Source organism: Telluria sp. ZB2R32, from assembly GCF_059685715.1.
In genome coordinates this window covers 764,139-785,532 of sequence record NZ_JCASIG010000001.1, presented here as the reverse complement: position 1 = coordinate 785,532, position 21,394 = coordinate 764,139, and the positions used below count along the sequence as shown (strand labels likewise).

Annotated in this window: 18 protein-coding genes; 12 read left to right on the top strand and 6 right to left on the bottom strand. The window is 64.6% G+C overall.

Annotated features, from left to right (window positions below; all coding sequences use genetic code 11):
• Window positions 1-8 precede the first annotated feature (8 nt).
• Window positions 9-1,016 (bottom strand): BMP family lipoprotein, encoded by a 1,008-nt coding sequence (locus tag AC56LG_RS03360; RefSeq protein ID WP_497164712.1) that lies wholly within the window; start codon window positions 1,014-1,016, stop codon window positions 9-11.
• 379 nt (window positions 1,017-1,395) lie between these two features.
• Window positions 1,396-2,265, bottom strand: a complete 870-nt coding sequence (locus tag AC56LG_RS03355; RefSeq protein ID WP_497164711.1) for an alpha/beta hydrolase — start codon at window positions 2,263-2,265, stop codon at window positions 1,396-1,398.
• Between the two features lie 278 nt (window positions 2,266-2,543).
• On the opposite strand from AC56LG_RS03355, the gene AC56LG_RS03350 reads away from it, so the two are divergent.
• Entirely contained in the window at window positions 2,544-2,846 is a 303-nt protein-coding gene (locus AC56LG_RS03350) for a YciI-like protein (protein ID WP_497164710.1), read from the top strand.
• A gap of 13 nt (window positions 2,847-2,859) precedes the next feature.
• Here the strand turns inward: AC56LG_RS03350 and AC56LG_RS03345 are convergent, their stop codons facing one another.
• Window positions 2,860-4,050 (bottom strand): NHL domain-containing protein, encoded by a 1,191-nt coding sequence (locus AC56LG_RS03345; protein ID WP_497164709.1) that lies wholly within the window; start codon window positions 4,048-4,050, stop codon window positions 2,860-2,862.
• Window positions 4,051-4,278: 228 nt separating this feature from the next.
• Between AC56LG_RS03345 and AC56LG_RS03340 the strand changes: the two genes are divergently transcribed.
• The 3 genes from AC56LG_RS03340 to pcp are packed head-to-tail and all read left to right on the top strand — an operon-like array spanning window position 4,279 to window position 6,586.
• Complete coding sequence (locus AC56LG_RS03340; RefSeq protein WP_497164708.1) at window positions 4,279-4,971, top strand: DUF969 domain-containing protein; 693 nt, start codon at window positions 4,279-4,281, stop codon at window positions 4,969-4,971.
• Complete coding sequence (locus tag AC56LG_RS03335; RefSeq protein WP_497164707.1) at window positions 4,968-5,927, top strand: DUF979 domain-containing protein; 960 nt, start codon at window positions 4,968-4,970, stop codon at window positions 5,925-5,927. Before AC56LG_RS03340 ends, AC56LG_RS03335 begins: the two co-directional genes overlap by 4 nt.
• A gap of 14 nt (window positions 5,928-5,941) precedes the next feature.
• On the top strand, window positions 5,942-6,586 hold the full coding sequence (gene pcp / locus AC56LG_RS03330; RefSeq protein WP_497164706.1) for a pyroglutamyl-peptidase I: 645 nt from the start codon (window positions 5,942-5,944) through the stop codon (window positions 6,584-6,586).
• A 181-nt stretch (window positions 6,587-6,767) separates the two neighbouring features.
• Here the strand turns inward: pcp and AC56LG_RS03325 are convergent, their stop codons facing one another.
• From AC56LG_RS03325 to AC56LG_RS03315, 3 genes are read right to left on the bottom strand one after another with little or no spacing between them, the layout of a single operon-like run.
• Complete coding sequence (locus AC56LG_RS03325) at window positions 6,768-7,673, bottom strand: LysR family transcriptional regulator (protein ID WP_497164705.1); 906 nt, start codon at window positions 7,671-7,673, stop codon at window positions 6,768-6,770.
• 11 nt (window positions 7,674-7,684) lie between these two features.
• Window positions 7,685-8,593: a pseudouridine-5'-phosphate glycosidase gene (locus AC56LG_RS03320; protein ID WP_497164704.1), complete on the bottom strand. Its 909-nt coding sequence runs from the start codon at window positions 8,591-8,593 to the stop codon at window positions 7,685-7,687.
• 11 nt (window positions 8,594-8,604) lie between these two features.
• Window positions 8,605-9,702 carry a carbohydrate kinase gene (locus AC56LG_RS03315; protein WP_497165012.1) on the bottom strand — a complete coding sequence of 366 codons (1,098 nt, stop codon included), beginning with the start codon at window positions 9,700-9,702 and terminating at the stop codon, window positions 8,605-8,607.
• A 289-nt stretch (window positions 9,703-9,991) separates the two neighbouring features.
• On the opposite strand from AC56LG_RS03315, the gene xapA reads away from it, so the two are divergent.
• The 8 genes from xapA (at window position 9,992) to AC56LG_RS03275 (ending at window position 21,339) form a co-directional block, all read left to right on the top strand.
• Window positions 9,992-10,834: a xanthosine phosphorylase gene (gene xapA / locus AC56LG_RS03310; protein ID WP_497164703.1), complete on the top strand. Its 843-nt coding sequence runs from the start codon at window positions 9,992-9,994 to the stop codon at window positions 10,832-10,834.
• Between the two features lie 18 nt (window positions 10,835-10,852).
• Complete coding sequence (locus AC56LG_RS03305; RefSeq protein WP_497164702.1) at window positions 10,853-12,046, top strand: phosphopentomutase; 1,194 nt, start codon at window positions 10,853-10,855, stop codon at window positions 12,044-12,046.
• Window positions 12,043-12,999 (top strand): deoxyribose-phosphate aldolase, encoded by a 957-nt coding sequence (gene deoC / locus AC56LG_RS03300; RefSeq protein ID WP_497164701.1) that lies wholly within the window; start codon window positions 12,043-12,045, stop codon window positions 12,997-12,999. Before AC56LG_RS03305 ends, deoC begins: the two co-directional genes overlap by 4 nt.
• A gap of 18 nt (window positions 13,000-13,017) precedes the next feature.
• Entirely contained in the window at window positions 13,018-15,396 is a 2,379-nt protein-coding gene (locus AC56LG_RS03295) for an aldehyde dehydrogenase family protein (protein WP_497164700.1), read from the top strand.
• 181 nt (window positions 15,397-15,577) lie between these two features.
• Entirely contained in the window at window positions 15,578-16,903 is a 1,326-nt protein-coding gene (gene deoA / locus AC56LG_RS03290) for a thymidine phosphorylase (RefSeq protein ID WP_497164699.1), read from the top strand.
• 8 nt (window positions 16,904-16,911) lie between these two features.
• Window positions 16,912-17,316, top strand: coding sequence for a cytidine deaminase (locus AC56LG_RS03285; protein ID WP_497164698.1), 405 nt, complete (start codon window positions 16,912-16,914; stop codon window positions 17,314-17,316).
• A gap of 277 nt (window positions 17,317-17,593) precedes the next feature.
• Window positions 17,594-20,512, top strand: a complete 2,919-nt coding sequence (locus AC56LG_RS03280) for a type VI secretion system Vgr family protein (RefSeq protein ID WP_497164697.1) — start codon at window positions 17,594-17,596, stop codon at window positions 20,510-20,512.
• Window positions 20,513-20,523: 11 nt separating this feature from the next.
• Window positions 20,524-21,339 carry a hypothetical protein gene (locus tag AC56LG_RS03275; RefSeq protein ID WP_497164696.1) on the top strand — a complete coding sequence of 272 codons (816 nt, stop codon included), beginning with the start codon at window positions 20,524-20,526 and terminating at the stop codon, window positions 21,337-21,339.
• The last annotated feature ends 55 nt before the right edge of the window (window positions 21,340-21,394 follow it).

Here is a 21,394-nt window from a genome sequence, read left to right as displayed (position 1 = left end):
GAAAAAAATCAGACCGGGCAGCTGCTGCCGGCGCGGTAGTCGATGACCTTGATCTTGCCGTTGACGATGTCGGCCTTGACGCCATTCACGCGCTTTTCGATCTCGGGCGAGACCACCTTGCGGTTGTCCTTGTCCAGCACCCAGTCGACGCCGCCTTCTTTCAGGCCTTTATAGGTCGTGCCACCCTTCCAGGTATTGTTCTTGACCTGCATGAACGAGTCGTAGATCGCCAGGTCGACGCGCTTGACCATCGAGGTCAGCATCGAACCCGGGTGCAGGTAGTTCTGGTTCGAATCGACGCCGATCGCCAGCTTGCCTTTTTCCTTGGCCATCTGCAGCGCGCCCATGCCCGAACCGCCGGCAACGGCGAAGACGACGTCGGCGCCGCGGTCGAATTGCTGGCGTGCCAGCTCGCCGCCCTTGGCCGGGTCGTTCCAGGCGGCGCTGGTGGTGCCGACCATGTTCGACATGATCTCGATTTTCGGCGCTTGCGCCTTGGCGCCCTGGCTGTAGCCGCAGGCAAAGGCACGGATCAGCGGGATGTCCATGCCGCCGACGAAACCGATTTTCTTGGATTTGGAAGCCATGGCGGCGGCGACGCCGACCAGGTAGGAGCCTTCCTGTTCCTTGAACATGATCGAGTTCACGTTCGCGCCGGGCGCGATCGAGTCGATCAGGACGAATTTGACTTTCGGGAATTCCTTGGCGACCTTGGCGACGGCCTGGGTCTGCGAGAAGCCGATCGCGGCGATCATGTCGAGCTTCTTGCGCGCGAGGCCGCGCATCACCTGCTCAGCCTGGGTATCGCTGTTGGCCTGGACTTCGATGTAGGGGATGTTCGTTTCTTTCTTGAAGCGCTCGGCGCCTTCGAAAGCGGACTGGTTGAACGACTTGTCGAACTTGCCGCCGGCATCGTAGACGATGCCCAGCTTTGGTGCACCGGCAGGGGCGGCTGCGCTCGCGCTGGCGGTGATGCACAGCGCCGCAATCGTCATGCTGAGTTGCTTGAATTTCATGAATGAGCTCCTGGAATTTCGATATTGTACCCGGCGCAACGGCTGCGTTGGGAGGGACTGCCTAGAGGCAAGACTCTTGGCGCGGCATGCCACCGTGCGGACGCCGTGCCGATTCTGTCAGTCCCGGACATTTCATGTGGTTACGATTTGTATCGCAGACCTTTTCCCCGCAACGCTGCGTGCGCGAATGTCGCGCCATCACAACAGCTGAGTGTTAGGGAGGGACGGCCATGCGCCGCGTGATCCCGGGTACAGATAATCGGGCGCAGCTCAACCTGTCAAATATGCATCAGCCTGCCGATGCAAGGCAAATACGATTTTACTTGGCAATTTATTCGATGGAAATATAAATGCCGACAACTTTCGGCATTTTTTTCCACTACGCCACAGTTTGGATGAGATCGGAGGAGGGCAGGGGCTGGCTGAAGCGCCCCGCGAGGAAACCGGCGATGCGGCCTTGCGTGGCCTCCAGGTAGGGAATGTTCATGTGGTCGGAGCCGGGCACGACGTCGTCGAGGATCAGGTTGGCGAGCTTCTCGCACAGCTGGTCGGTATGCGAATGCGGCACGACGTCGTCGTTCTCGGCGCGCAGCACATAGGTCGGCACCTTCAGCGCGGGCGCATGCTTGATCGACTCGAAGCGGTGGCGCAGCATGTACTCGATCGGCATCGCGCGGAACTTGCGCTTGGCGATCGCCAAGATCGAATCGTAGGGCGTGATCAAGACCACCGAGTGGGCCGCGCGTTCCTTCGCCACCTGCACCGCCACGCCGGAACCGAGGCTGCGTCCGACGACGGCGATGCGGCGCGCGTCGACCTGGCCCAGGGCGGCCAGCCAGTCGAACAGGGTGCAGCCGTCTTCGACCAGCAGGGTTTCGTCGGGAATGCCGTGCGAATTGCCGTAGCCGCGATAGTTCAGCGCCAGCACCGTCATGTTCGGGAACAGGTTGCCGGCGTCGCGCACGACCCAGGACACTTCCTCGGAGCGGCCGCCGAAATACAGCACCGCAGGATGGATGCCGGGCGTGCGCGGCGTCATCAGCCAGCCGCACAGGCGGGTGCCGTCCTTCGCGCGCAACACGACCGGCCGGGTCCGGTGGCCGCTGCTGCGCGGGCTGCTTACTTCGGGGACGATGGTCGGGTTGAACACCAGCCGGCGCTGGTTCGCGGCGACCGCAGCCGTGAGCCCGAGCCACAACACGCTGGCAAACCCCGCCATCCCCGCCGCCATTTTTTTCGATGTGTTCATGGGTTCAGTCTACCTCGTCGGTAGCGAACGTTCTGTGCGCCATGTCGCCATGCATTGCAGCATGAATGTTAGTCGTCGGGGAAGTGTGCTTTTCGCTACACAAGGTCGCGGGAGTGCTGGCGTGGGTTGAACGCATGGGCGGCGTTGATGTTTCCTCGCTCACCTGCTCAGTGGAGCCGTCCGCCCTACGTCCACGCGCCACGATTGTTGCAGGGGCTCTCGCGGCATCGGGTAACATGGACAGACCCCCTTGCCACTCCCACCATGAAGGAATTCCCGTGCATTTCCTGCTGACCTATGACCTCGCGCCCGACTACCTGGAGCGCCGCGCCGAATTTCGCAATGCCCACCTGAAGCTGGCTTGGGACGCGCAGGAACGCGGAGAACTGGTGCTGGCCGGTGCGCTCGACGAACCGGCCGACACCGCGTTGCTGGTGTTCAGTTGCGAGTCGCCCGAAATCCCCCAACTCTTCGCCGCCACCGATCCGTATGTCACCAACGGCCTGGTACGCGCCTTCCACGTGCGGCCGTGGCGGACGGTCGTCGGCGACCTGGCGGCCACGCCTGTCCATCCCGAGTAAATCCCGACAGGACTCAGCGCGGCACCGTCTTCAGCACCAGGTTCTGCGCCGTCACCGCCAGCGCGCCGGCGCCAAAGACGGCGATGCCGCGCGGCGCATTCAGGCCGCCCGGCAGCGGTCCCAGCACATTGTTCTGGTTGCCCGCCACCCCGATCACGGTGCTGACCGTGTTGGAGATGGTGATGCGGCGGATCGTGCCGTTGCCGGTATCGGCCACGAACAGGCTGCCGGCGCCGTCGAGCGCGAGGCCGGCGGCGCGGCACAGGCGCGCATTGCTTTCCACGCCATCGGCGCTGCCGCATTGTCCCGCTGCCCCGGCGATCGTGCGCACCTCGCCCGCGGGCGAGATTTCGCGGATGGTCGAATTGGCGGTATCGGCGACGTACACATAGCCGGCCGAATCGACCTCGATGTCCTGCGGCTCGCAAAATCTTGCTGCGCCGCCGCGCCCATCGCTGCTGCCGCAGGCGCCCGCCGCCCCGGCGATGGTGGTGACCACGTTGGCGCGGTCGATGCGCCGGATCGTGTGGTTCAGTGTGTCGGCCACGTACAGGATGCCCTGGCGGTCGATAGCGATGCCTTGCGGCGAGCAAAAGCGCGCCGTGCGTGCGTCGCCGTCGGCACTGCCGCATTCGCCGGCGGCGCCGGCCAGCGTGGTGACGGCGCCCGCCGCGCTGATGCGGCGGATGGTCGAATTGCCGGTATCGGTCACATACAGGTTGCCGTCGGCGTCGGCTTCGATGCGGGTCGGTGCGTTGAAGCGCGCGCCGCTGCCGGCGCCATCCTGGCTGCCGGGCGCGCCGACGCTGCCGGCAAAGGTCACGGCGACGCTTTGCGGCGAGATCCGGCGGATCGTGCCGCTGTTCTTTTCGGCCACGTACAGGTTGCCGTCGGGGGCGGTGACGATGCCTTCGGGGCCGTCGAAGCGTGCGGTCGAGCCGGAACCGTCGAGCGAGCCGCCGCAATTGGGACACAGGCCGCCGGCGACCAGGAAGATGCCGGGTTCGCCCGTGGGCTGCGGCGGGCGATCCGGCCTGTCGTGATGGTCGTCGTCGTAGTCCGAATAGCCGAAGCCGACCGCGATGCCACCGCCGCAGGCGGCGAGCGCGCCGCACAGTGCGAGGGGAGCCAGGCGCCCGGCACAGCGGCGGAAAGCCTGCACACAGGCTTGAAGGGTAGCGTGCACAACATCGGGCAGGCGCATGGTGTCTCCTTGTGGATGGCAGGATCCCCGCCGTTCGTGCCCCGAGATTAATGGCGGGATGTGCGTCATGTATGAGGCTAATCAAGCGTGCGCGGGTGCGCAACGCGATGCGGGTGAGTTGCGGCGGCGAAGCCACACGGGGTCCATCTTTTACGAACGCATCGTCCCAGGATGTTTCGCCTACGCAAACCGGGGTCAGTTACACTCGTGCGCCTAAAAGGAGAATGCATGCACGCTGCCGTCAACCTGTGGCCACTGCTGGGCGTGGCCGTCATCGCCGCCGGCTTCCTGCTGCGCGCCAATCCCGTGCTGGTGGTGGTGGCCGCCTGCGGCGTCACCGGGGCCGCCGCCGCCATGCCGGTCATGCACTTGCTCGAATCGCTCGGCACGGCCTTCCTGAAGACGCGCAACCTGCCGCTGGTGCTGCTGCTGCCGCTGGCGGCGATCGGGCTGCTCGAGCGCTTCGGACTCAAGGAACATGCGATGGCGAGCATCGCCAGGATCCGTTCGGCGACGTCCGGGCGCCTCCTGATCGTCTACCTGTTCCTGCGCGAAGTGTCGGCCGCGGCCGGGCTGACCAGCCTGGGCGGGCAGCCGTCGATGGTGCGGCCGCTGGTGGCGCCCCTGGCCGAAGGCGCTGCCGAAGCGCGCAACGGCACGCTCTCCGATCCACTGCGCTACCGCATTCGCGCCATGGCGGCGGCCACCGACAACGTCGGCCTGTTCTTTGGCGAGGACATTTTTGTCGCCTTTGGCGCGATCGTGCTGATGCAGACGATCCTGCGCGCAGAGGGCATCGAGGTCGATCCGTTGCACATGGCCTTGTGGGGCATTCCGACCGCGGTATGCGCCTTCGTCATCCACAGCTGGAATTTGCGCCGCCTGGACGCCGCCATCCGCCGCGAAGGAGCGGCCAAGTGATTTTTTCCCTGTCGCTGCTGTATTTGCTGGTCGGCCTGCTGCTGGCCTTTGTCGCGCTGCTCACGGCGATCGACCGCGATCACCCGCGCCGCGTCACGTCCGCGCTGTTCTGGGGGCTGTATGCGGCGGTGTACCTGGTCGGCGACTTCATGCCGGCGGCGCTGGCCGGCGCCGTCATGATCGCGATGGCGCTGCTGGCCGGCTGCGGCCTGGTGAAACCGGGCCGGCACGGGACCCTGGAAGAGGGCGAGCGCCGCGCCAGTGCCGCGCGCCTGGGCAACCGCCTGTTCCTGCCGGCCCTGGTGATCCCACTGGTGACGGTGCTCGGCGCAACGCTGCTGAAGGATGTGCACGTCGGCGCATTCGCCCTGTTCGACCAGGCGCACCTGACTCTGGCCAGCCTGGGCCTGGGTGCCTTGCTGGCGCTGGGCGCTGCCTGCTGGCTGACCCGCGCCAGTCCGCTGCAGGGGGTGCGCGAAGGGCGCCGCCTGGTCGACGCCATGAGCTGGGCGGTGACGCTGCCGCACATGCTGGCCGTGCTCGGCCTGCTGTTTGCCGAAGCCGGCGTCGGCAAGGCGGTGGCGCAGGTGACGACCGCCTGGTTCGCCGTCGATTCGCGCTTCGCCGCCGTGGCCCTGTATTGCATCGGCATGGCGCTGTTCACCATCATCATGGGCAATGGCTTTGCCGCCTTCCCCGTGATTGCCGGCGGCATCGGCATACCCGTGCTGGTTGGACAATACGATGCCAATCCTGCTGTAATGGCTGCCATCGGCATGTTCAGCGCGTATTGCGGCACATTAATGACGCCAATGGCGGCGAATTTTAATATCGTCCCCGCGGCCTTGTTGGAGTTGCCTGACAAAAATGCCGTGATCAAGGCGCAAATCCCGACGGCACTGCCCTTATTGGCGGCAAACATCGTCCTCCTCTACTTCCTGATGCATTTTTCCTGACTAAGCGATAAGCCATGAAAAAAATTGTGCTGCTCACTGGTTTCGAACCTTTCAACGGCGCCACGATCAATCCGGCCTGGGAGGCGGTGCGTTCGTTCAAGGGCTGGATCGACGAGGATTACATGGTCGAGATCCTGCAACTGCCCTGCGTTTTCGGCCAGGCCAACCGGGTGCTGTGCGGCGCCGTCGACGAGATCCGGCCCGACATCGTGCTCTGCGTCGGCCAGGCCGGCGGGCGCGCCGACCTGACGGTCGAGCGGGTGGCGATCAACGTCGACGATGCGCCGATCGTCGACAACGACGGCCAGCAGCCGATCGACGCGCCGATCGCGCCCGATGGTCCCGCCGCGTATTTCGCGACGCTGCCGGTGAAAGCGATCGTCGCCGCGATGCGCGAACGCGCGCTGCGCGCCTCGGTGTCACAGACCGCGGGCACCTTCGTGTGCAACCACGTCTTTTATGGGTTGATGCATCACCTGCAGGGCAAAGCGGTGACCGGCGGGTTCATTCACGTGCCGTATCTGCCGGAGCAGGCGGTATCCATCGAGGGCGCGCCGTCGATGGCGTTGGCCGACATCATCGCCGGGTTGAAAGTGGCGATGGAGGTCGCGGTTCGGGGTGGCGAGGCCGTCGTCGACGTAGCTGGAGCTACCCACTAACCGTAGGGTGGGCCGGGCGGCGAACCGCTCTGCCCACGCGGTACGGCGTGGGAGATGTGGCGGCGTTGTTGGATGGCGCCCCATATCGAACGGTGATACCGCGTGGGCGGAGCCCACCCTACAACGCCCGTCCGGCTGCAGTACGGCGTTGTTCATGGGTGTCACACATCGAGCGGTGATGTCACGAACCCCCGTCCGGCTGCAGGATCTTCAAAAACGCCCGCACCACTGGCGCATCGTCCTGGCTGGTATAGGTAATGTACAAATTCGCCGACGGCGCATCCGCCCGGATCGGCACGAACACCACCCCCGGCCAGCCGATGCGGCTGGTCGTCTCCGGCATCAGCGCCACGCCGAGCCCCGCGCCGACCATCGCCAGCAAGGTCTGCGGTTCGGCCGCTTCCTGGAAGATGGTCGGCTGGAAGCCGGCGTTGATGCAGCACTGGATCAGGTAGCGCGGTTCGGCCGACTGGCTCAGGTGCAGGGTCAGCATCGGCTCGTTGGCGATGTCGACTAGGTCGATCGCCGCGCGTCCCGCCAGCGCGTGGCCCTTGTGCACGGCCACGCACACGTTCTCGCGAAAACACAGTTCCTGGTGCAGGTGCGCGCTTTTGAGGGCTTCTTCTTCGAGGCGCGGCTCGCGCCAGAAGCCGACGTCGATCTGCTTGGTGCGCAGCGCCTCGAACTGTTCGTCTGGCCCCAGTTCGTGGATGGTCCAGGTCACCTTCGGGAATTCGCTCTGGAAGCGTTCCAACAGACTCGGGATCGGTCCCCACATTGCCGAACCGACGATGCCCACGCGCAGGCGGCCGACTTCGCCGCGGTCGATCTGGCGGATGGTGTCGATCGTCATGCGCATCCGCCCCAGCAGGTCCGACGCTTCCGCCATCAGCGCCTTGCCGGCCACGGTCAGCTCGAAGCTGCGCGTGGTGCGCGCGAACAGGCGCACGCCGAGTTCGGACTCGAGCTTCATGATCTGCTGCGAGAGCGGCGGCTGCGAGATGTGCAGGCGCTCGGCGGCGCGGCTGAAGCTTTTTTCCTCGGCCACGGCGAGGAAGTATTTCAGCTGTTTCAGGTCGATCGACATGGTTTATACGATTATGCGTTCAGCGCCACGGCCAGGCGGGCGCCGACGAGGGCGTTGTGTTCGACCAGCGCGATGTTGGTCGCCAGGCTGCGTCCTTCGGTCAGTTCCTTGATGCGCGCCAGCAGGAAGGGCGTGACCTTCTTGCCCGTCACGCCCTGTTGACCGGCTTCCTGCAAGGCCTGTTCGGTGATGCGGTCGATTTCTTCCTTCGGCATTGCGAACTGCTGCGGCACCGGGTTGCTGACGACGACGCCGCCGTTCAAACCCAACTGCCACTTGGTGCGGATGAAGTTCGCCTGCTGTTCCGCGCTGTCGAGCTGGAAGTCGGCATGGAAGCCGGATTCGCGCGTGAAGAAGGCGGGGAAGCCGGGCTGGCCGACGCTGACCACCGGCACGCCATGCGTTTCCAGGTATTCGAGCGTGAGGCCGATGTCGAGGATCGATTTGACGCCGGCGCAGACCACGGCCACGCTCGTTTGCGCCAGCTCCTGCAGGTCGGCCGAAATATCGAAACTGGTCTCGGCGCCGCGGTGCACGCCGCCGATGCCGCCGGTGACGAAGACTTCGATGCCGGCCAGCTGCGCGCAGATCATGGTGGCGGCGACGGTGGTCGCGCCCAGCAGGCGCTGCGACAGCACGTAGGCCAGGTCGCGCCGGCTGACTTTGATCGCATCAAGCGCGGTGCCCAGCTGCTCGAGCTGTTCATCGGACAGGCCGATGCAGATCTTGCCGTCCATGATGGCGATCGTGGCCGGCACGGCGCCGGCGTCGCGGATGATCTGTTCCACTTTGCGCGCGGTCTGCACGTTCTGCGGGTAGGGCATGCCGTGCGAGATGATGGTCGACTCGAGCGCGACGATGGGACGGCCGGCGCTGCGGGCGGCGGCGACTTCCGGGGAAAACAGGAGGAATGCGTGCATGGTAAATCCAATCAATCTTGGGTGAGGGTGCCGAAGGTTTCGGGCGTCAGTTGCGGGCAGACCGTCTCGCGGCAGCCGATGGTCAGTTTCGCCAGTTGCAAGCCGCGGCGGCAAGCCAGCGCCAGGTCGGTGGCGCCGTCCTGCAGCGACAGGCAAACGGCGGCGGCAAAGGCGTCGCCGGCGCCGGTGACGTCGACCACCCCGGCCGGCGGCGCCGCCAAGCGGTCGACGCCGGCGGACGTGGTGAACAGCACGCCGCGCGCGCCGAGGGTGACGACAATGTCGCGCGCGCCTTGCGCCTGCAGTTCGGCGCAGGCGCCGGCCAGGTCGGCGTCGCCGTTTAACGCGCGGCCGAGGCGCGCGCCCAGTTCGCCTTCGTTCAGGATCAGCAGGCGCACGCCAGCCAGCGAGGCGGGCAGCCGGTTCATCTTCGGCTCCGACACCGCGACGATGACGAGGTCGACGCCGTCGCGCGCCGCATCCTGCTGCAGCGTTGCGATGGCATCGTGCGGCAGGTTCAGGTCGGCCACGATCAGCGCGGCGGTGGCGCGCTGCTGCTGGCGCAGGGCGAGGAAGGCCGGCGTGATGCGGTCGTACAGCGCCATGTCGGCCAGGGCGACGGCCATCTGGCCGTCGGCGTCGAGTACCGCGGTATAGGTGCCGCTGCCGGCGTCGTCGAGGCGCAAGGCGCCGCGCGTGTCGATGCCGGTTTCCTGGGCGTGGGCGAGCAGGGCGCGTCCGGCCGTGTCGTTGCCGACAGCCGTGATCAGGCTGACGGCCGCGCCCAGGCGCGCCAGGTTCTCGGCGATGTTGCGCGCCACCCCGCCGAAGGATTCGATGGCGCTGGCCGGGTTCGAGGTACCTATCGCCAGTGCGCCGAGGGCGCGCAGCTTGCGGTCGAGATTGGCCGCGCCGACGCAGACGATCGGCCGGTCGTCGGGCAGCACGTAGGCGCGCCCGAGCAGGCGCCGCTCGCGCACCAGGCTGGCGATGTAACCGGCCACCGCCGACCGCGACAGCTTCAGTTCGGCGGCGATCTCCTGCTGGGCGATGAACGGGTTCGCGCGGATCAACGCATACAGCTGTTCTTTTTTCGAGAGTTCGGTCACGGTGAGAGGCGCGCTATTCAACAAATGTTTGTCAATGCTAGACAAATGTTTGTCGCGAGTCAACTGCCATGTATCGACGAGACGGAAACTGAATACCCGTCGATTTAGTCGTTCACGATATAAATGAGCAAGAGAAATGGTATTTGCCATACATATCCACGATAATGCATAGTTATACTAATTTCTGGCACCACTGCGCCCCTTTCTGCGGCGCCGGGCCCACCTCTTCCGCAAGCCCGCAGTGCCGACACAGCCTCCCTCACTTTAAGATTCTCGACAAGGAAACCTCATGTCCAGCAATACCCCATTCGAAGCCGCCGAGATCATTCGCGCCCGCAAACCAGGGTTCGAGCCGCGCGTGGCGATGATCCTCGGTTCCGGCCTCGGCGTGCTCGCCGAACAGATGCTGGACGCGGTCTCGATCAGCTACAGCGAACTGCCGGGTTTCCCGATCAGCACCGTGCACGGCCACGCCGGCGAACTGGTGCTGGGTACCCTGGCCGGCGTGCCGGTCGTCTGCATGAAGGGCCGCGGCCATTTCTACGAAGGCTATGGCGCCAACGTCATGACCTCGGCCGTGCGCACCTTCAAGCTGCTCGGCTGCGAGATGCTGCTGGTGACGAATGCCGCAGGTTCCTTGCGCACCGAAGTCGATGCCGGCAGCGTCGTCGTCCTGACCGACCACATCAACCTGCTGCCTGGCAGCCCGATGGCCGGCCCGAACGACGACCGCTTCGGCCCGCGCTTCTTCAGCATGGCCAATGCCTACGACGCCGACCTGCGCGCGCTGGTCAAGGAAACCGCGCTTGCTAAAAACATCACCATCGCCGAAGGCGTGTACCTGGCCGCGCCGGGTCCGAACTTCGAAACCGCCGCCGAAATCCGCGCCTTCAAAACGCTGGGCGCCGACGTGGTCGGCATGTCGGTGGTGCCGGAAGTGATCTCGGCGCGCCACTGCGGCCTGAAAGTGGTCGGCATCTCGGCCATCACCAACCTGGCCGAAGGCCTGTCGCCGTTCCCGCTGTCGCACGAGCAGACCCTGAAGTACGCGGCGATCGCGGCGAAAGACCTGGTCACCCTGATCCATTCGTTCACCGAGCGCCTGGGCACCATCCCGCGCGTTGAAGCCTAATCACTGTCGAGGACATCCATGTCACGCGCATTCATCCTCCTGCTTGACTCCTTCGGCCTGGGCGCACTGCCCGACGCCGACAAATACGGCGATCTTGGTGCCAACACCTTCGGCCACATCGCCGCGTGGGCGGCGAAAGAGGGCAAGCCGATGTCGCTGCCGAACCTCGAGCGCCTCGGCCTGGCCGCCGCTGCCCACAAGGCGAGCGGCGAATGGGCCGCCGGTTTCGACCAGCGCGACGGTTTCACCGGCGCCTGGGGCGTCGCGCGCGAGCAGTCGACCGGCAAGGACACGCAGAGCGGGCACTGGGAAATCGCCGGCGTGCCGGTGCTGTTTGACTGGGGCTACTTCCCGAAGACGGTGCCGTCGTTCCCGCAAGAGTTGACCGATAAACTGCAGGAGCTGACCGGCGTGCCCGGCTGGCTCGGCAACTGCCACGCCTCGGGCACCACCATCATCGACGAACTCGGCGACGAACACGTCGCCAGCGGCAAGCCGATTTTGTACACCTCGGCCGACTCGGTGCTGCAGATCGCCGCGCACGAAGAAAGCTTCGGCCTCGAGCGCCTGTACGAAGTCTGCGAAGCGGCCTATGAACTGGTCAAGCCCTACAACATCGGCCGCGTGATCGCGCGTCCGTTCCTGGGCGCGAACGGCAAGTACAAGCGCACCAGCAACCGCCACGACTACGCCGTGCCGCCGACCGCGCCGACGTTGCTGGATCACGTGAAAAACGACGGTGGCGAAGTCATCGCCCTCGGCAAGATCAGCGACATCTTCGCGGCGCAAGGCGTCACGCGTCTGGTGAAAGGCCCGGACAACATGGCGCTGTTCGACCGCCTGCTGGAAGTGGCGGACGAGGCCCCGGAAAAGTCGCTATCGTTCGTGAACTTCGTCGACTTCGACATGCACTTCGGCCACCGCCGCGACGTCGCCGGTTACTCGAACGCGCTGCACGAACTCGATGCGCGCCTGCCCGAATTCATGGCCAAACTGAAGGATGGCGACCTGGTCGTGATTACCGCCGACCACGGCTGCGATCCGACCGCGCCGGGCTCGGACCACACCCGCGAACACATCCCGATGATCTTCTTCGGCCCGAACGTGCCGGCACAGGAACTGCCGACCGCGTCGACCTTCTCCGACATCGGCGCCACGCTGGCCAAGCACCTTGGCGTCAAACCTCTCTCCAACGGAACCGCACTGCTATGACCCAGAACCTGGACTTCAAACGTAACACCGCCGTCGGCCTCGACCTCGGCTGGGTGAACAGCATCAAGGTCAACCGCAATGCGGCCGACCGCCGCGCCGCCAGCCTGGCGAACCGCCGCACGGTGAAAAAGGAATACCAGGCCGCCTGGCTGATCCGCGCCGTGCAGTGCATGGACTTGACCACCCTCGGTGGCGACGACACCCCGGGCCGCGTCGAGCGCCTGTGCATGAAGGCGATGCGCCCGCTGCGCGCCGACCTGATGCAGGCACTGGGCCTCGAATCGCTCACCACCGGCGCCGTCTGCGTGTACCACGAGATGATCACGCCGGCCGTCAGAATCCTGCAGGGCCGCTTGCCGATCGCCGCCGTGTCGACCGCCTTCCCGGCCGGCCTGTCGAGCCTCGAGACCAAGCTGCGCGAAATCGAACTGAGTGTCGCCGCCGGCGCCACCGAGATCGACATCGTCATCACGCGCCAGCACGTCCTGACCGGTAACTGGCAGGCGCTGTACGACGAGATGGTCGCCTACCGCGCCGCCTGCGGCGAAGCGCACGTCAAGGCGATTCTCGCCACCGGCGACCTGGTCACGCTGGACAACGTGGCGAAAGCCTCGTGGGTCTGCATGATGGCCGGCGCCGACTTCATCAAGACCTCGACCGGCAAGGAAGGCGTCAACGCCACCATCCCGGTATCGCTGGTGATGACGCGCGCGATCCGCGACTACTACGAGCAGACTGGTTTCCAGGTCGGCTACAAGCCGGCCGGCGGCGTCTCGTCCGCGAAATCGGCGCTGCAGTACCTGACCGTCATGAAGGAAGAGCTGGGCAACGACTGGCTGCAGCCGCACCTGTTCCGCATCGGCGCGTCGAGCCTGATGACCGACATCGAGCGCCAGCTCGAGCACTACGTGACCGGCGCCTACTCGGCCGCACATCGCCACGCGCAACCTTAAATACCGAACGGATTCGTCATGCCAACAATTAACGAGATTTTGCAAACTATGGATTACGGCCCCGCACCTGAAAGCACCAAAGAAGCACAGGCGTGGCTGGACCAGCATGGACGCCGTTTCGGCCTCTTTATCGACAACGCGTGGAGCGAGGGTGTCGAGACCTTCGCATCGAACAACCCGGCCGATGGTTCGGAGCTGGCACAGGTAACGCAGGCTACTTCGGTCGACGTGAACCGCGCCGTCGAAGCCGCGCGCCGCGCGCAGCCGGACTGGGTCGCGCTGGGTGGCCACGGCCGCGCGAAAATCATGTATTCGATCGCGCGCCTGCTGCAAAAGCATTCGCGCCTGTTCGCGGTGCTGGAAACCCTCGACAACGGCAAGACCATCCGCGAAACGCGCGATGCCGACTTGCCGTTAGCAAGCAGGCACTTCTACCATCACGCCGGCTGGGCCCAGCTGCAGTCGGAAGAATTCGCCGACTACCGCGCCGTTGGTGTCGTTGGCCAGATCGTTCCCTGGAACTTCCCGGTCCTGATGCTGGCCTGGAAAATCGCGCCGGCGCTGGCCGCCGGTAATACCATCGTCTTCAAGCCGGCCGAGTACACGTCCTTGACCGCGCTGCTGTTCGCCGAGATCTGCCAGCAGGCCGGCGTGCCAGCGGGCGTCGTCAACATCGTCACCGGCGACGGCCGCGTGGGCGAAGCGATCGTCAACCACCCGGGCATCGACAAGCTGGCCTTCACCGGTTCGACCGAAGTCGGCCGCATCATCCGCAAGGCCACCGCCGGCAGCGGCAAGAAGCTGTCGCTGGAGTTGGGCGGCAAATCTCCCTTCATCGTCTTCGACGACGCCGACCTCGACGCCGCCGTCGAAGGCCTGGTCGATTCGATCTGGTTCAACCAGGGTCAAGTGTGCTGCGCCGGTTCGCGCCTGCTGGTGCAGGAATCGGTCTACGACCGCTTCATCGCCAAGGTCAAAACCCGCATGCAGAACCTGCGCGTCGGCTCGCCGCTGGATAAGTCGAACGATATCGGCGCCCTGGTCGACCCGGTCCAGCAGCAGCGCATCCACGGCCTGGTGGAAGCCGCCCGTGCCGAGGGCTGCGAGATCTGGCAACCGTCGTGCGCAGCGCCTGCCGCCGGCGCGTGGTACCTGCCGACCCTGATCACCGGCGCCTCGACCTCGGCCGCCGTGGCCCAGACCGAAATCTTCGGACCGGTGCTGGTCGCCATGAGCTTCCGCACCCCGGGCGAAGCCGTCCAGCTGGCCAACAACACCGTCTACGGCCTGGCCGCCTGCGTGTGGTCGGAATCGATCTCGCTGGCGCTGGACGTCGCGCCGCAGATCAAGGCCGGTGTCGTGTGGATCAACACGGCGAACCAGTTCGACGCGGCCTGCGGCTTCGGCGGCTACAAGGAATCGGGCTTCGGCCGCGAAGGCGGCAAGGAAGGCATGTACGAGTACCTGACGCCGCTGGCGGAAGACGCACGTCCTGCTGCACCGATCAAGCCTGAGCAGGGTAAAGTGCGCGCTGCGGAAGGCGGTAGCCCGTTCGCCGTCGACCGCACCGCCAAGATGTACATCGGCGGCAAGCAGGCCCGCCCCGACGGCGCCTACAGCCGCGCCATCAACGGCGCGAATGGCGCCTTCCTGGCCGACGTCGGCGAAGGCAGCCGCAAGGACATCCGCAACGCCGTCGAAGCAGCGCACAAGGCCGCCGGCTGGTCCAAGGCGACCGCGCACAACCGCGCGCAAGTCCTGTACTACATCGCCGAGAACCTGGCGATCCGCGCCGAGGAATTCGCCGCGCGCCTGGCCGCCATGACCGGCGTGCGCGATCCGCAGCGCGAAGTCGCCGCCTCGATCGAGCGCCTGTTCTACTGGGCCGCGTGGTGCGACAAGTTCGACGGCGCCGCCCACCAGCCGCCGATGCACGGCATCACCGTCGCCCTGAACGAACCGGTCGGCGTGATCGGCGTCATCTGCCCGAACGAGAACGCGCTGCTGGGCTTCATCTCGCTGGTCGCACCGGCACTGGCGCTGGGCAACCGCGTCGTCGCCGTACCGTCGGAAGCGCATCCATTGTCCGCGCTTGATCTGTACCAGGTGCTGGACACCTCCGACCTGCCGGGCGGCGCCCTGAACATCGTCACCGGTTCCGCCGACGAACTGGCGCGCACGCTGGCCACCCACGGCGACATCGATGCCGTCTGGCGCCACGACGGTTCGGCGGAAGGTTGCGCCGAAGTCGAGCGCCTGTCGTCCGAGACGCTGAAGCGCACCTGGGTCGGCGGCGCCAAGGGCCGCGACTGGTTCGATGCCAAGCAAGCCTGCGGCCGCACGGTCCTGCAGCACGCGAGCCAGGTGAAAAACGTCTGGATTCCTTACGGCGTTTAATCGTTTTTGTAGGGTGGGCACTTGTGCCCACGCGGTGATACGTAACGGTTCCGAATTCGCGATCGGGCCGGCATATGTTAACGATCACCGCGTGGGCACGGGGCGCCCACCCTACGTCGTTTTTCGGCGTGACTGATACGGTCGCGTCTAACACTGAACAACATTGAGAGGCGAAAGCATCATGTTCCTCCCCCAAGAAATCATCCGCAAAAAACGCGACGGCGGCACCCTGAGCGCCGAAGAAATCCAGTTCTTCGTGCGCGGCATCCCTGACAACACCGTCACCGAAGGCCAGATCGCCGCCCTCGCCATGGCCGTCTACTTCAACGACATGAGCATGGACGAGCGCGTCGCCTTTACGCTGGCCATGCGCGATTCCGGCCAGGTACTGGAATGGAAATCGATGAACCTGCCCGGTCCCGTGGTCGACAAGCACTCGACCGGCGGCGTCGGCGACGTCGTTTCCCTCATGCTCGGACCGATGATCGCCGCCTGCGGCGGCTTCGTGCCGATGATCTCCGGCCGCGGCCTCGGACACACCGGCGGCACGCTCGACAAATTCGACTCGATTCCCGGCTACAGCACCGTGCCCGATCCGGAACTGTTCCGCAAGGTCGTCAAGGATGTCGGCGTCGCCATCATCGGCCAGACCGCCCAGCTGGCCCCGGCCGACAAGCGTTTCTACAGCATCCGCGACACCACCGCGACCGTCGAATCGGTGGCGATGATCACCGGCTCGATCCTCTCGAAGAAGCTGTCGGCCGGCCTCGACGCGCTGGTGATGGACGTGAAAGTCGGCAGCGGCGCCTTCATGCCGACCCCTGCCAAATCGCTGGAACTGGCCGAGAGCATCGTCAGCGTCGGCAACGGCGCGGGAACGCGCACCTCGGCCATCCTCACCGGCATGGACGAGTCGCTGTGCCACGCCGCCGGCAACGCGGTCGAAGTGCGCGTCGCCATCGACTACCTGAGCGGCAAATCGCGTCCGGCACGCCTGCACGAAGTGACGATGGCGCTGTGCGCCGAAATGCTCGTCATCTCGGGCCTGGCGTCGAACGACCTCGAGGCCCGCGCCAAACTGCAGGCGGCGCTCGACTCGGGCGAAGCCGCCGAACGCTTCGCGCGCATGGTCACCGCCCTGGGCGGCCCGGCCGACCTGATGGACAAGCCGGACGCCTACCTCGAAACCGCCCCCGTCATCGTGCCGGCGCCAAGCCTGCAAGCCGGCTATGCCACCGCCGTCGACACCCGCGGCCTGGGCCTGGCCGTGGTCGCGCTGGGTGGCGGGCGTGTGCGTCCGCAGGATGCGATCGACTTCGCCGTCGGCCTCACCGGCCTGATCGAACTCGGCGACAAGATCGAGGTCGGCCAGCCGCTGGCCATGGTCCATGCCCGCACCCAGGAAGCAGCCGAACAGGCCGTGCGCCAGGTGCAGGCCGCCTACCAGTTCGGTGCCGAGAAAGCAGCTAACGCGCCGATGATCCACCGCACCATTCGTCCAGCGTAAGGAACATCATGCGCTACGAAAAACTGATCGACGAAGCGCGCGCCGCACGCGAACTGGCCTATACGCCGTACTCGAAATTCCAGGTCGGCGCCGCCCTCGAATGCAAGGACGGCCGCATCTTCCGCGGCTGCAACATCGAAAACGCCTCCTACGGTCTGTGCAATTGCGCCGAACGCACCGCCTTCTTCAGCGCCATCGCCCACGGCTACAAGCCGGGCGACTTCACGGCCCTGGCCGTGATCGGCCAGACCGACGGCCCGATCGCCCCCTGTGGCGCCTGCCGCCAGGTCGTGCTGGAACTGGGCGGCAATGAGCTGCCGGTGGTGCTGACCAACCTGAAGGGCGACATCCTCGAGACGACGGCGGCGGCCCAGTTGCCGAATGCGTTCGGCGGGTGGGATTTGAACAAGTAATTGCTGGTGCGCGGATGCCTTGACAGGCATGCGGGTTCATCGTCAGTAAAAGCGCTGCCACGGATTGCCCGTCGCAGCGCTTTTTATTTTGAAAATCGGACCATTCCGAACGGCTGACTTCGGTCTTCCCGACACCGCTGTGGCGTGCATGACGCACTGAATGCCTGTAGGCAAACGGCCTGATCTTCCTCAACTGCAAACGCACGATCCCGACGTGTAATCGCTGGGTTCGTTTGTGCGTGCGCATGCTCAGTTGCAGCATTCATGGGAGAGATCAATGCCGGACAAATTCGACGCCGCCGGTCTGCTCGCGTCGTTCAATCGTTATACGCAAGACACACGCCTGCTCAGGCTGACGACACGTGCTGGGGCCGATCTATTTGCGGAATGCGTACGAGGGGAAGAGGGCATCAGCAGCGGCTACACCTTCAGGATTGACGCCCTGTCGCCTGACGCCCACATTCCCCTGAAAAGCCTGCTCGGCCAGCCAGCGCTGCTGCAATTGCTGACCGCCACCAGCCATGACGCGCTACGGCCCTTTCACGGCCACATCACGGCAGCCGAGATAACCGGCGCAAATGGTGGCTTTGCGCGCTACGTGCTGACGCTCGAACCCTGGACCCGCTTCCTCGCCCTCGGCCGCGACAGCCGCATCTTCCAGGACATGACGGTCCCCGACATTCTCGACGTCGTCTTCAAGAGCTATGCAGGCCGCGGCACGCTCGTGCCTGCCTGGCGCTTCGAACTCGCCGACCGCAGCGTGTACCTGCAACGCAGCTTGACGACCCAGTACCAGGAAAGCGACCTGGCCTTCGTCGAACGCCTCATGCACGAAGAAGGGATGTTTTACTTCTTCGAACACAGCGGGGCGCCCAACAACGCATCGCTCGGCAGCCACACGCTGGTCATCGCCGACCACAATCGCGCCTTCAAACCGAATGCCCAGTCCTCGGTCGCATTCACGCAGCCGGGCGCGGTGATGAAAGCCGACAGCATCGACCGCTGGCGCTTCACATCGCGCCTGTCGACCAATGCAATCGAACTCGGCAGCTGGGACTACCGCACGGTACGCCAGCGTCAGGCAAGCATGGCCGCGGCGGATTCCGATGCGCCTGTACTCAGCAGCCGCGATGCGCCCGGTGTGTATGCCTGGCCGAACCGCGAACAGGCGCAACGCATCGCGCGCAACCAGATCGAGGCGCTGGAAGCGGCGCAGCAGGTGCACACTGCCGCCGGCACGGTCCGCAGCTTCGCACCCGGCACGACGTTTACGATCCGCGGCCACGCACTGCTTGATGAGTTGGACCACGACGACGCCCGCACGTTCGCGATCGTGCGTACGGTTCATCTGATGCATAACAACCTGGGTGCCGATGTACTGAGTAGCGTCGCCAGACTGCTGGGCCAGGGTGTCGTGGCACAGGCCGCTGCTGACGAACCCGGCATGCGTCCGGCGCGGCCATCCGGCGAAGACCGGCCCCTGTACCGCAACCGGATCGACGCCATTCCGGCCAGCAAGCCGTACCGCAGCAGCGGCACCGACGCGCACGGCCGCCTGTTGCATCCGCGTCCCACCGTGCAGGGACAGCAGACGGCGATCGTGGTCGGCCCGCCGGGTGCGACCATCCACACCGACCGCGATCATCGCATCAAGGTCCAGTTCCACTGGCAGCGCGGCCACACCAGCCACAGCCGCGCCCTCCACCCGCATCCCGACGGGCACAGCGGTGCACCGGGAACCGACGGCGCCGGCACCTGGGTGCGCGTCGCCACGCCGCTCGCCGGCGCGAACTGGGGCAGCCATATGGTGCCGCGCGTCGGACAGGAGGTGCTGGTCGATTTCCTCGACGGCGACATCGACCGGCCCGTCGTGATCGGCAGCCTCTACAACGGCCTCGGCCAGCCCGATGCCCAGCACAACCAGGTGGCGTATGGAGGAGGCGCCGCAACCAGCAATGCCATGCCGTGGTTCCCCGGCGAGAGCGGCGGCAATGCACATCCGGCCGTGCTGTCCGGAATTAAAACGCAGGCGATGCAGACCAGCCAGGACGGTACCGGCGCCTACAGCCAACTGGTCTTCGACGACAGCGCCGGCAAATCGCGCCTGGCCCTGCAGCGGCATGCCAAGGCGCACGACGGCATGGCCGAACTGAACCTGGGACAGTTGCGCCACCAGAGCGACAACGCACTGTTAGGTGCTATTGGATTCGGCGCGGAACTGAAGACCGCGCATAGCGCAGCCGTGCGGGCAGGGCAGGGCTTGCTGCTGTCGTCGGACGCGCGTAATGGCGGCAGCGGCAGCCAGCTCGACGCGCGCGAAGCGCTGGCACAGATCGAAGAAAGCCTGCAACTGCAGACCGGCCTGGCGACCCAGGCGCAGAAGCACAATGCCAGGCTGAAGAATGAGCCTGAACCGGCTGAACTCCTCGCTCTCAAGCAGATGGGCCACAGCGTCGAGGTCGTCAACGCGGTCGATGGCGGCGATCAAGGGAAAGTGGCTGCCTACAGCGAGCCGCACCTGCAACTGTCGAGTCCGGCCGGCATCGTCGCCAGCACGCCGGCCGACGTCATCCTTTCGGCAAGCACCACCGGCAGCATAGGTGCTGGGCAGGACATCAACTTCGCAGCACAAGGCGGATCGTCGACACTCGTAGTTAGCGGGATCAGCCTGTTCACCTATGGGAAAGCCTCGAACAAAACCAAGCCCAACCAGGAGGTCGGCCTCAAGCTGCACGCGGCGAGCGGGAAGGTGAGCAGCCAGAGCCAGTCCGGCACAACGTCCCTGGTGGCGGACAAGACGGTGACTGTCGCGAGCGTCAACAAGTCAGTGGCGATCTCAGCGCCGAAGAAGCATGTGCTGCTGACTGCGCAAGGAGCCTACATCAAGCTCGAGGGCGGGAATATCGAGGTGCATGCGCCGGGGAAGGTGGATTTCAAGGCGAGTGCGAAGGAGTTGGCGGGGCCGGTAAGTGCGTCAAGTGCGGAGATTGCGATGAAGATCTCAGAGATAAACATCAAGCGCGATCTTGAAATCGAGTATGTGGATGCGGACGGAAATTTGCTTACGGATGAGCCTATTGATATTTCGTTCTCTGGCGGGAGCAGCAAGACAGTCACGCTCGACAGCAACGGGAAGGCGACGCTTAAGAATGTTCCGATGGGACCCTTGCGCTCAAAGCAACCTAAGCGTAAGTAAAAGGAGAAAGTATGGTTACGACGAACGCGAAGCAAAAAGCTCCTCCAACACAACAGAAGATCTGCATCGATCTCCCTGGTGAGCAAGTGCAGTGCTGGCGTTCAAGCGACAATATTCAGGTGATCCTTCGGAAACATCGTGACGTCGTTTTCGACATAAATTTTCAAACAGGCGCCACTTATACGGTTGAGTCCAAAGCCGACTTCTATTGCCCTGCGCTTAAAAAGCTTCTTAGAAAGGTTGAAGTCTTTGATGGCGTTCCTTGCCATGTCTGGGTCGGTCGCGATTTTAAAGAGCAACTCGTTCTGCAGTCGAACGGTCGAGTTCTTGGATCCTATCGACCGAATCAACTCGATACAACAAGCTATGGGACCGACCCAAAGACTAAGCCAGAGCCGCTGATGGTGATCATGGGGAAAAAAGAATCAACGTTTCCACTCACGTGTACACCTGGCGACCCGTTCGGTCTTGGCAGCGCACAAACTGCTGTAATGTCGAACTACGAGCCCACACTTTCTGTTCTGAAGAACATCGGAACGAAATTTGATTATACCTTTTTGCATCAGTCTCCTGATCTCAGAGAGTACGTTGCGATCACTGAGGCGGTGCCGACCGATATTCAGCCAAAGATGTTAGCCCAGTTGCGCAAAGACGGTTTTATCGAGGGAAAGCCAAGCCAAATTTTTCTTCCGCCGAAGGATAAGCAGCATTCCATCGTGTATGCAGCGATGGCCACGGCAGCAGGGTTCATATCTGGCAGCCAGTTCTTGACGTCAAATTTTTTAAAGAAGGCGTTGGCTATATTGCAGAGTATTTTAGAGATCTAGATCAAATGTTGATGAAGGTACGTATCGAGGACAAAGCTAAGGGAAACTATAAGGT

What these genes read in the sequence shown, in the direction of transcription:
- AC56LG_RS03360 (WP_497164712.1), bottom strand. Translation starts at nt 1,016, where the DNA reads ATGAAATTCAAGCAACTCAGCATGACGATTGCGGCGCTGTGCATCACC.
- AC56LG_RS03355 (WP_497164711.1), bottom strand. Translation starts at nt 2,265, where the DNA reads ATGAACACATCGAAAAAAATGGCGGCGGGGATGGCGGGGTTTGCCAGC.
- AC56LG_RS03345 (WP_497164709.1), bottom strand. Translation starts at nt 4,050, where the DNA reads ATGCGCCTGCCCGATGTTGTGCACGCTACCCTTCAAGCCTGTGTGCAG.
- AC56LG_RS03340 (WP_497164708.1), top strand. Translation starts at nt 4,279, where the DNA reads ATGCACGCTGCCGTCAACCTGTGGCCACTGCTGGGCGTGGCCGTCATC.
- pcp (WP_497164706.1), top strand. Translation starts at nt 5,942, where the DNA reads ATGAAAAAAATTGTGCTGCTCACTGGTTTCGAACCTTTCAACGGCGCC.
- AC56LG_RS03325 (WP_497164705.1), bottom strand. Translation starts at nt 7,673, where the DNA reads ATGTCGATCGACCTGAAACAGCTGAAATACTTCCTCGCCGTGGCCGAG.
- AC56LG_RS03320 (WP_497164704.1), bottom strand. Translation starts at nt 8,593, where the DNA reads ATGCACGCATTCCTCCTGTTTTCCCCGGAAGTCGCCGCCGCCCGCAGC.
- xapA (WP_497164703.1), top strand. Translation starts at nt 9,992, where the DNA reads ATGTCCAGCAATACCCCATTCGAAGCCGCCGAGATCATTCGCGCCCGC.
- AC56LG_RS03305 (WP_497164702.1), top strand. Translation starts at nt 10,853, where the DNA reads ATGTCACGCGCATTCATCCTCCTGCTTGACTCCTTCGGCCTGGGCGCA.
- deoC (WP_497164701.1), top strand. Translation starts at nt 12,043, where the DNA reads ATGACCCAGAACCTGGACTTCAAACGTAACACCGCCGTCGGCCTCGAC.
- AC56LG_RS03295 (WP_497164700.1), top strand. Translation starts at nt 13,018, where the DNA reads ATGCCAACAATTAACGAGATTTTGCAAACTATGGATTACGGCCCCGCA.
- deoA (WP_497164699.1), top strand. Translation starts at nt 15,578, where the DNA reads ATGTTCCTCCCCCAAGAAATCATCCGCAAAAAACGCGACGGCGGCACC.
- AC56LG_RS03285 (WP_497164698.1), top strand. Translation starts at nt 16,912, where the DNA reads ATGCGCTACGAAAAACTGATCGACGAAGCGCGCGCCGCACGCGAACTG.
- AC56LG_RS03280 (WP_497164697.1), top strand. Translation starts at nt 17,594, where the DNA reads ATGCCGGACAAATTCGACGCCGCCGGTCTGCTCGCGTCGTTCAATCGT.
- AC56LG_RS03275 (WP_497164696.1), top strand. Translation starts at nt 20,524, where the DNA reads ATGGTTACGACGAACGCGAAGCAAAAAGCTCCTCCAACACAACAGAAG.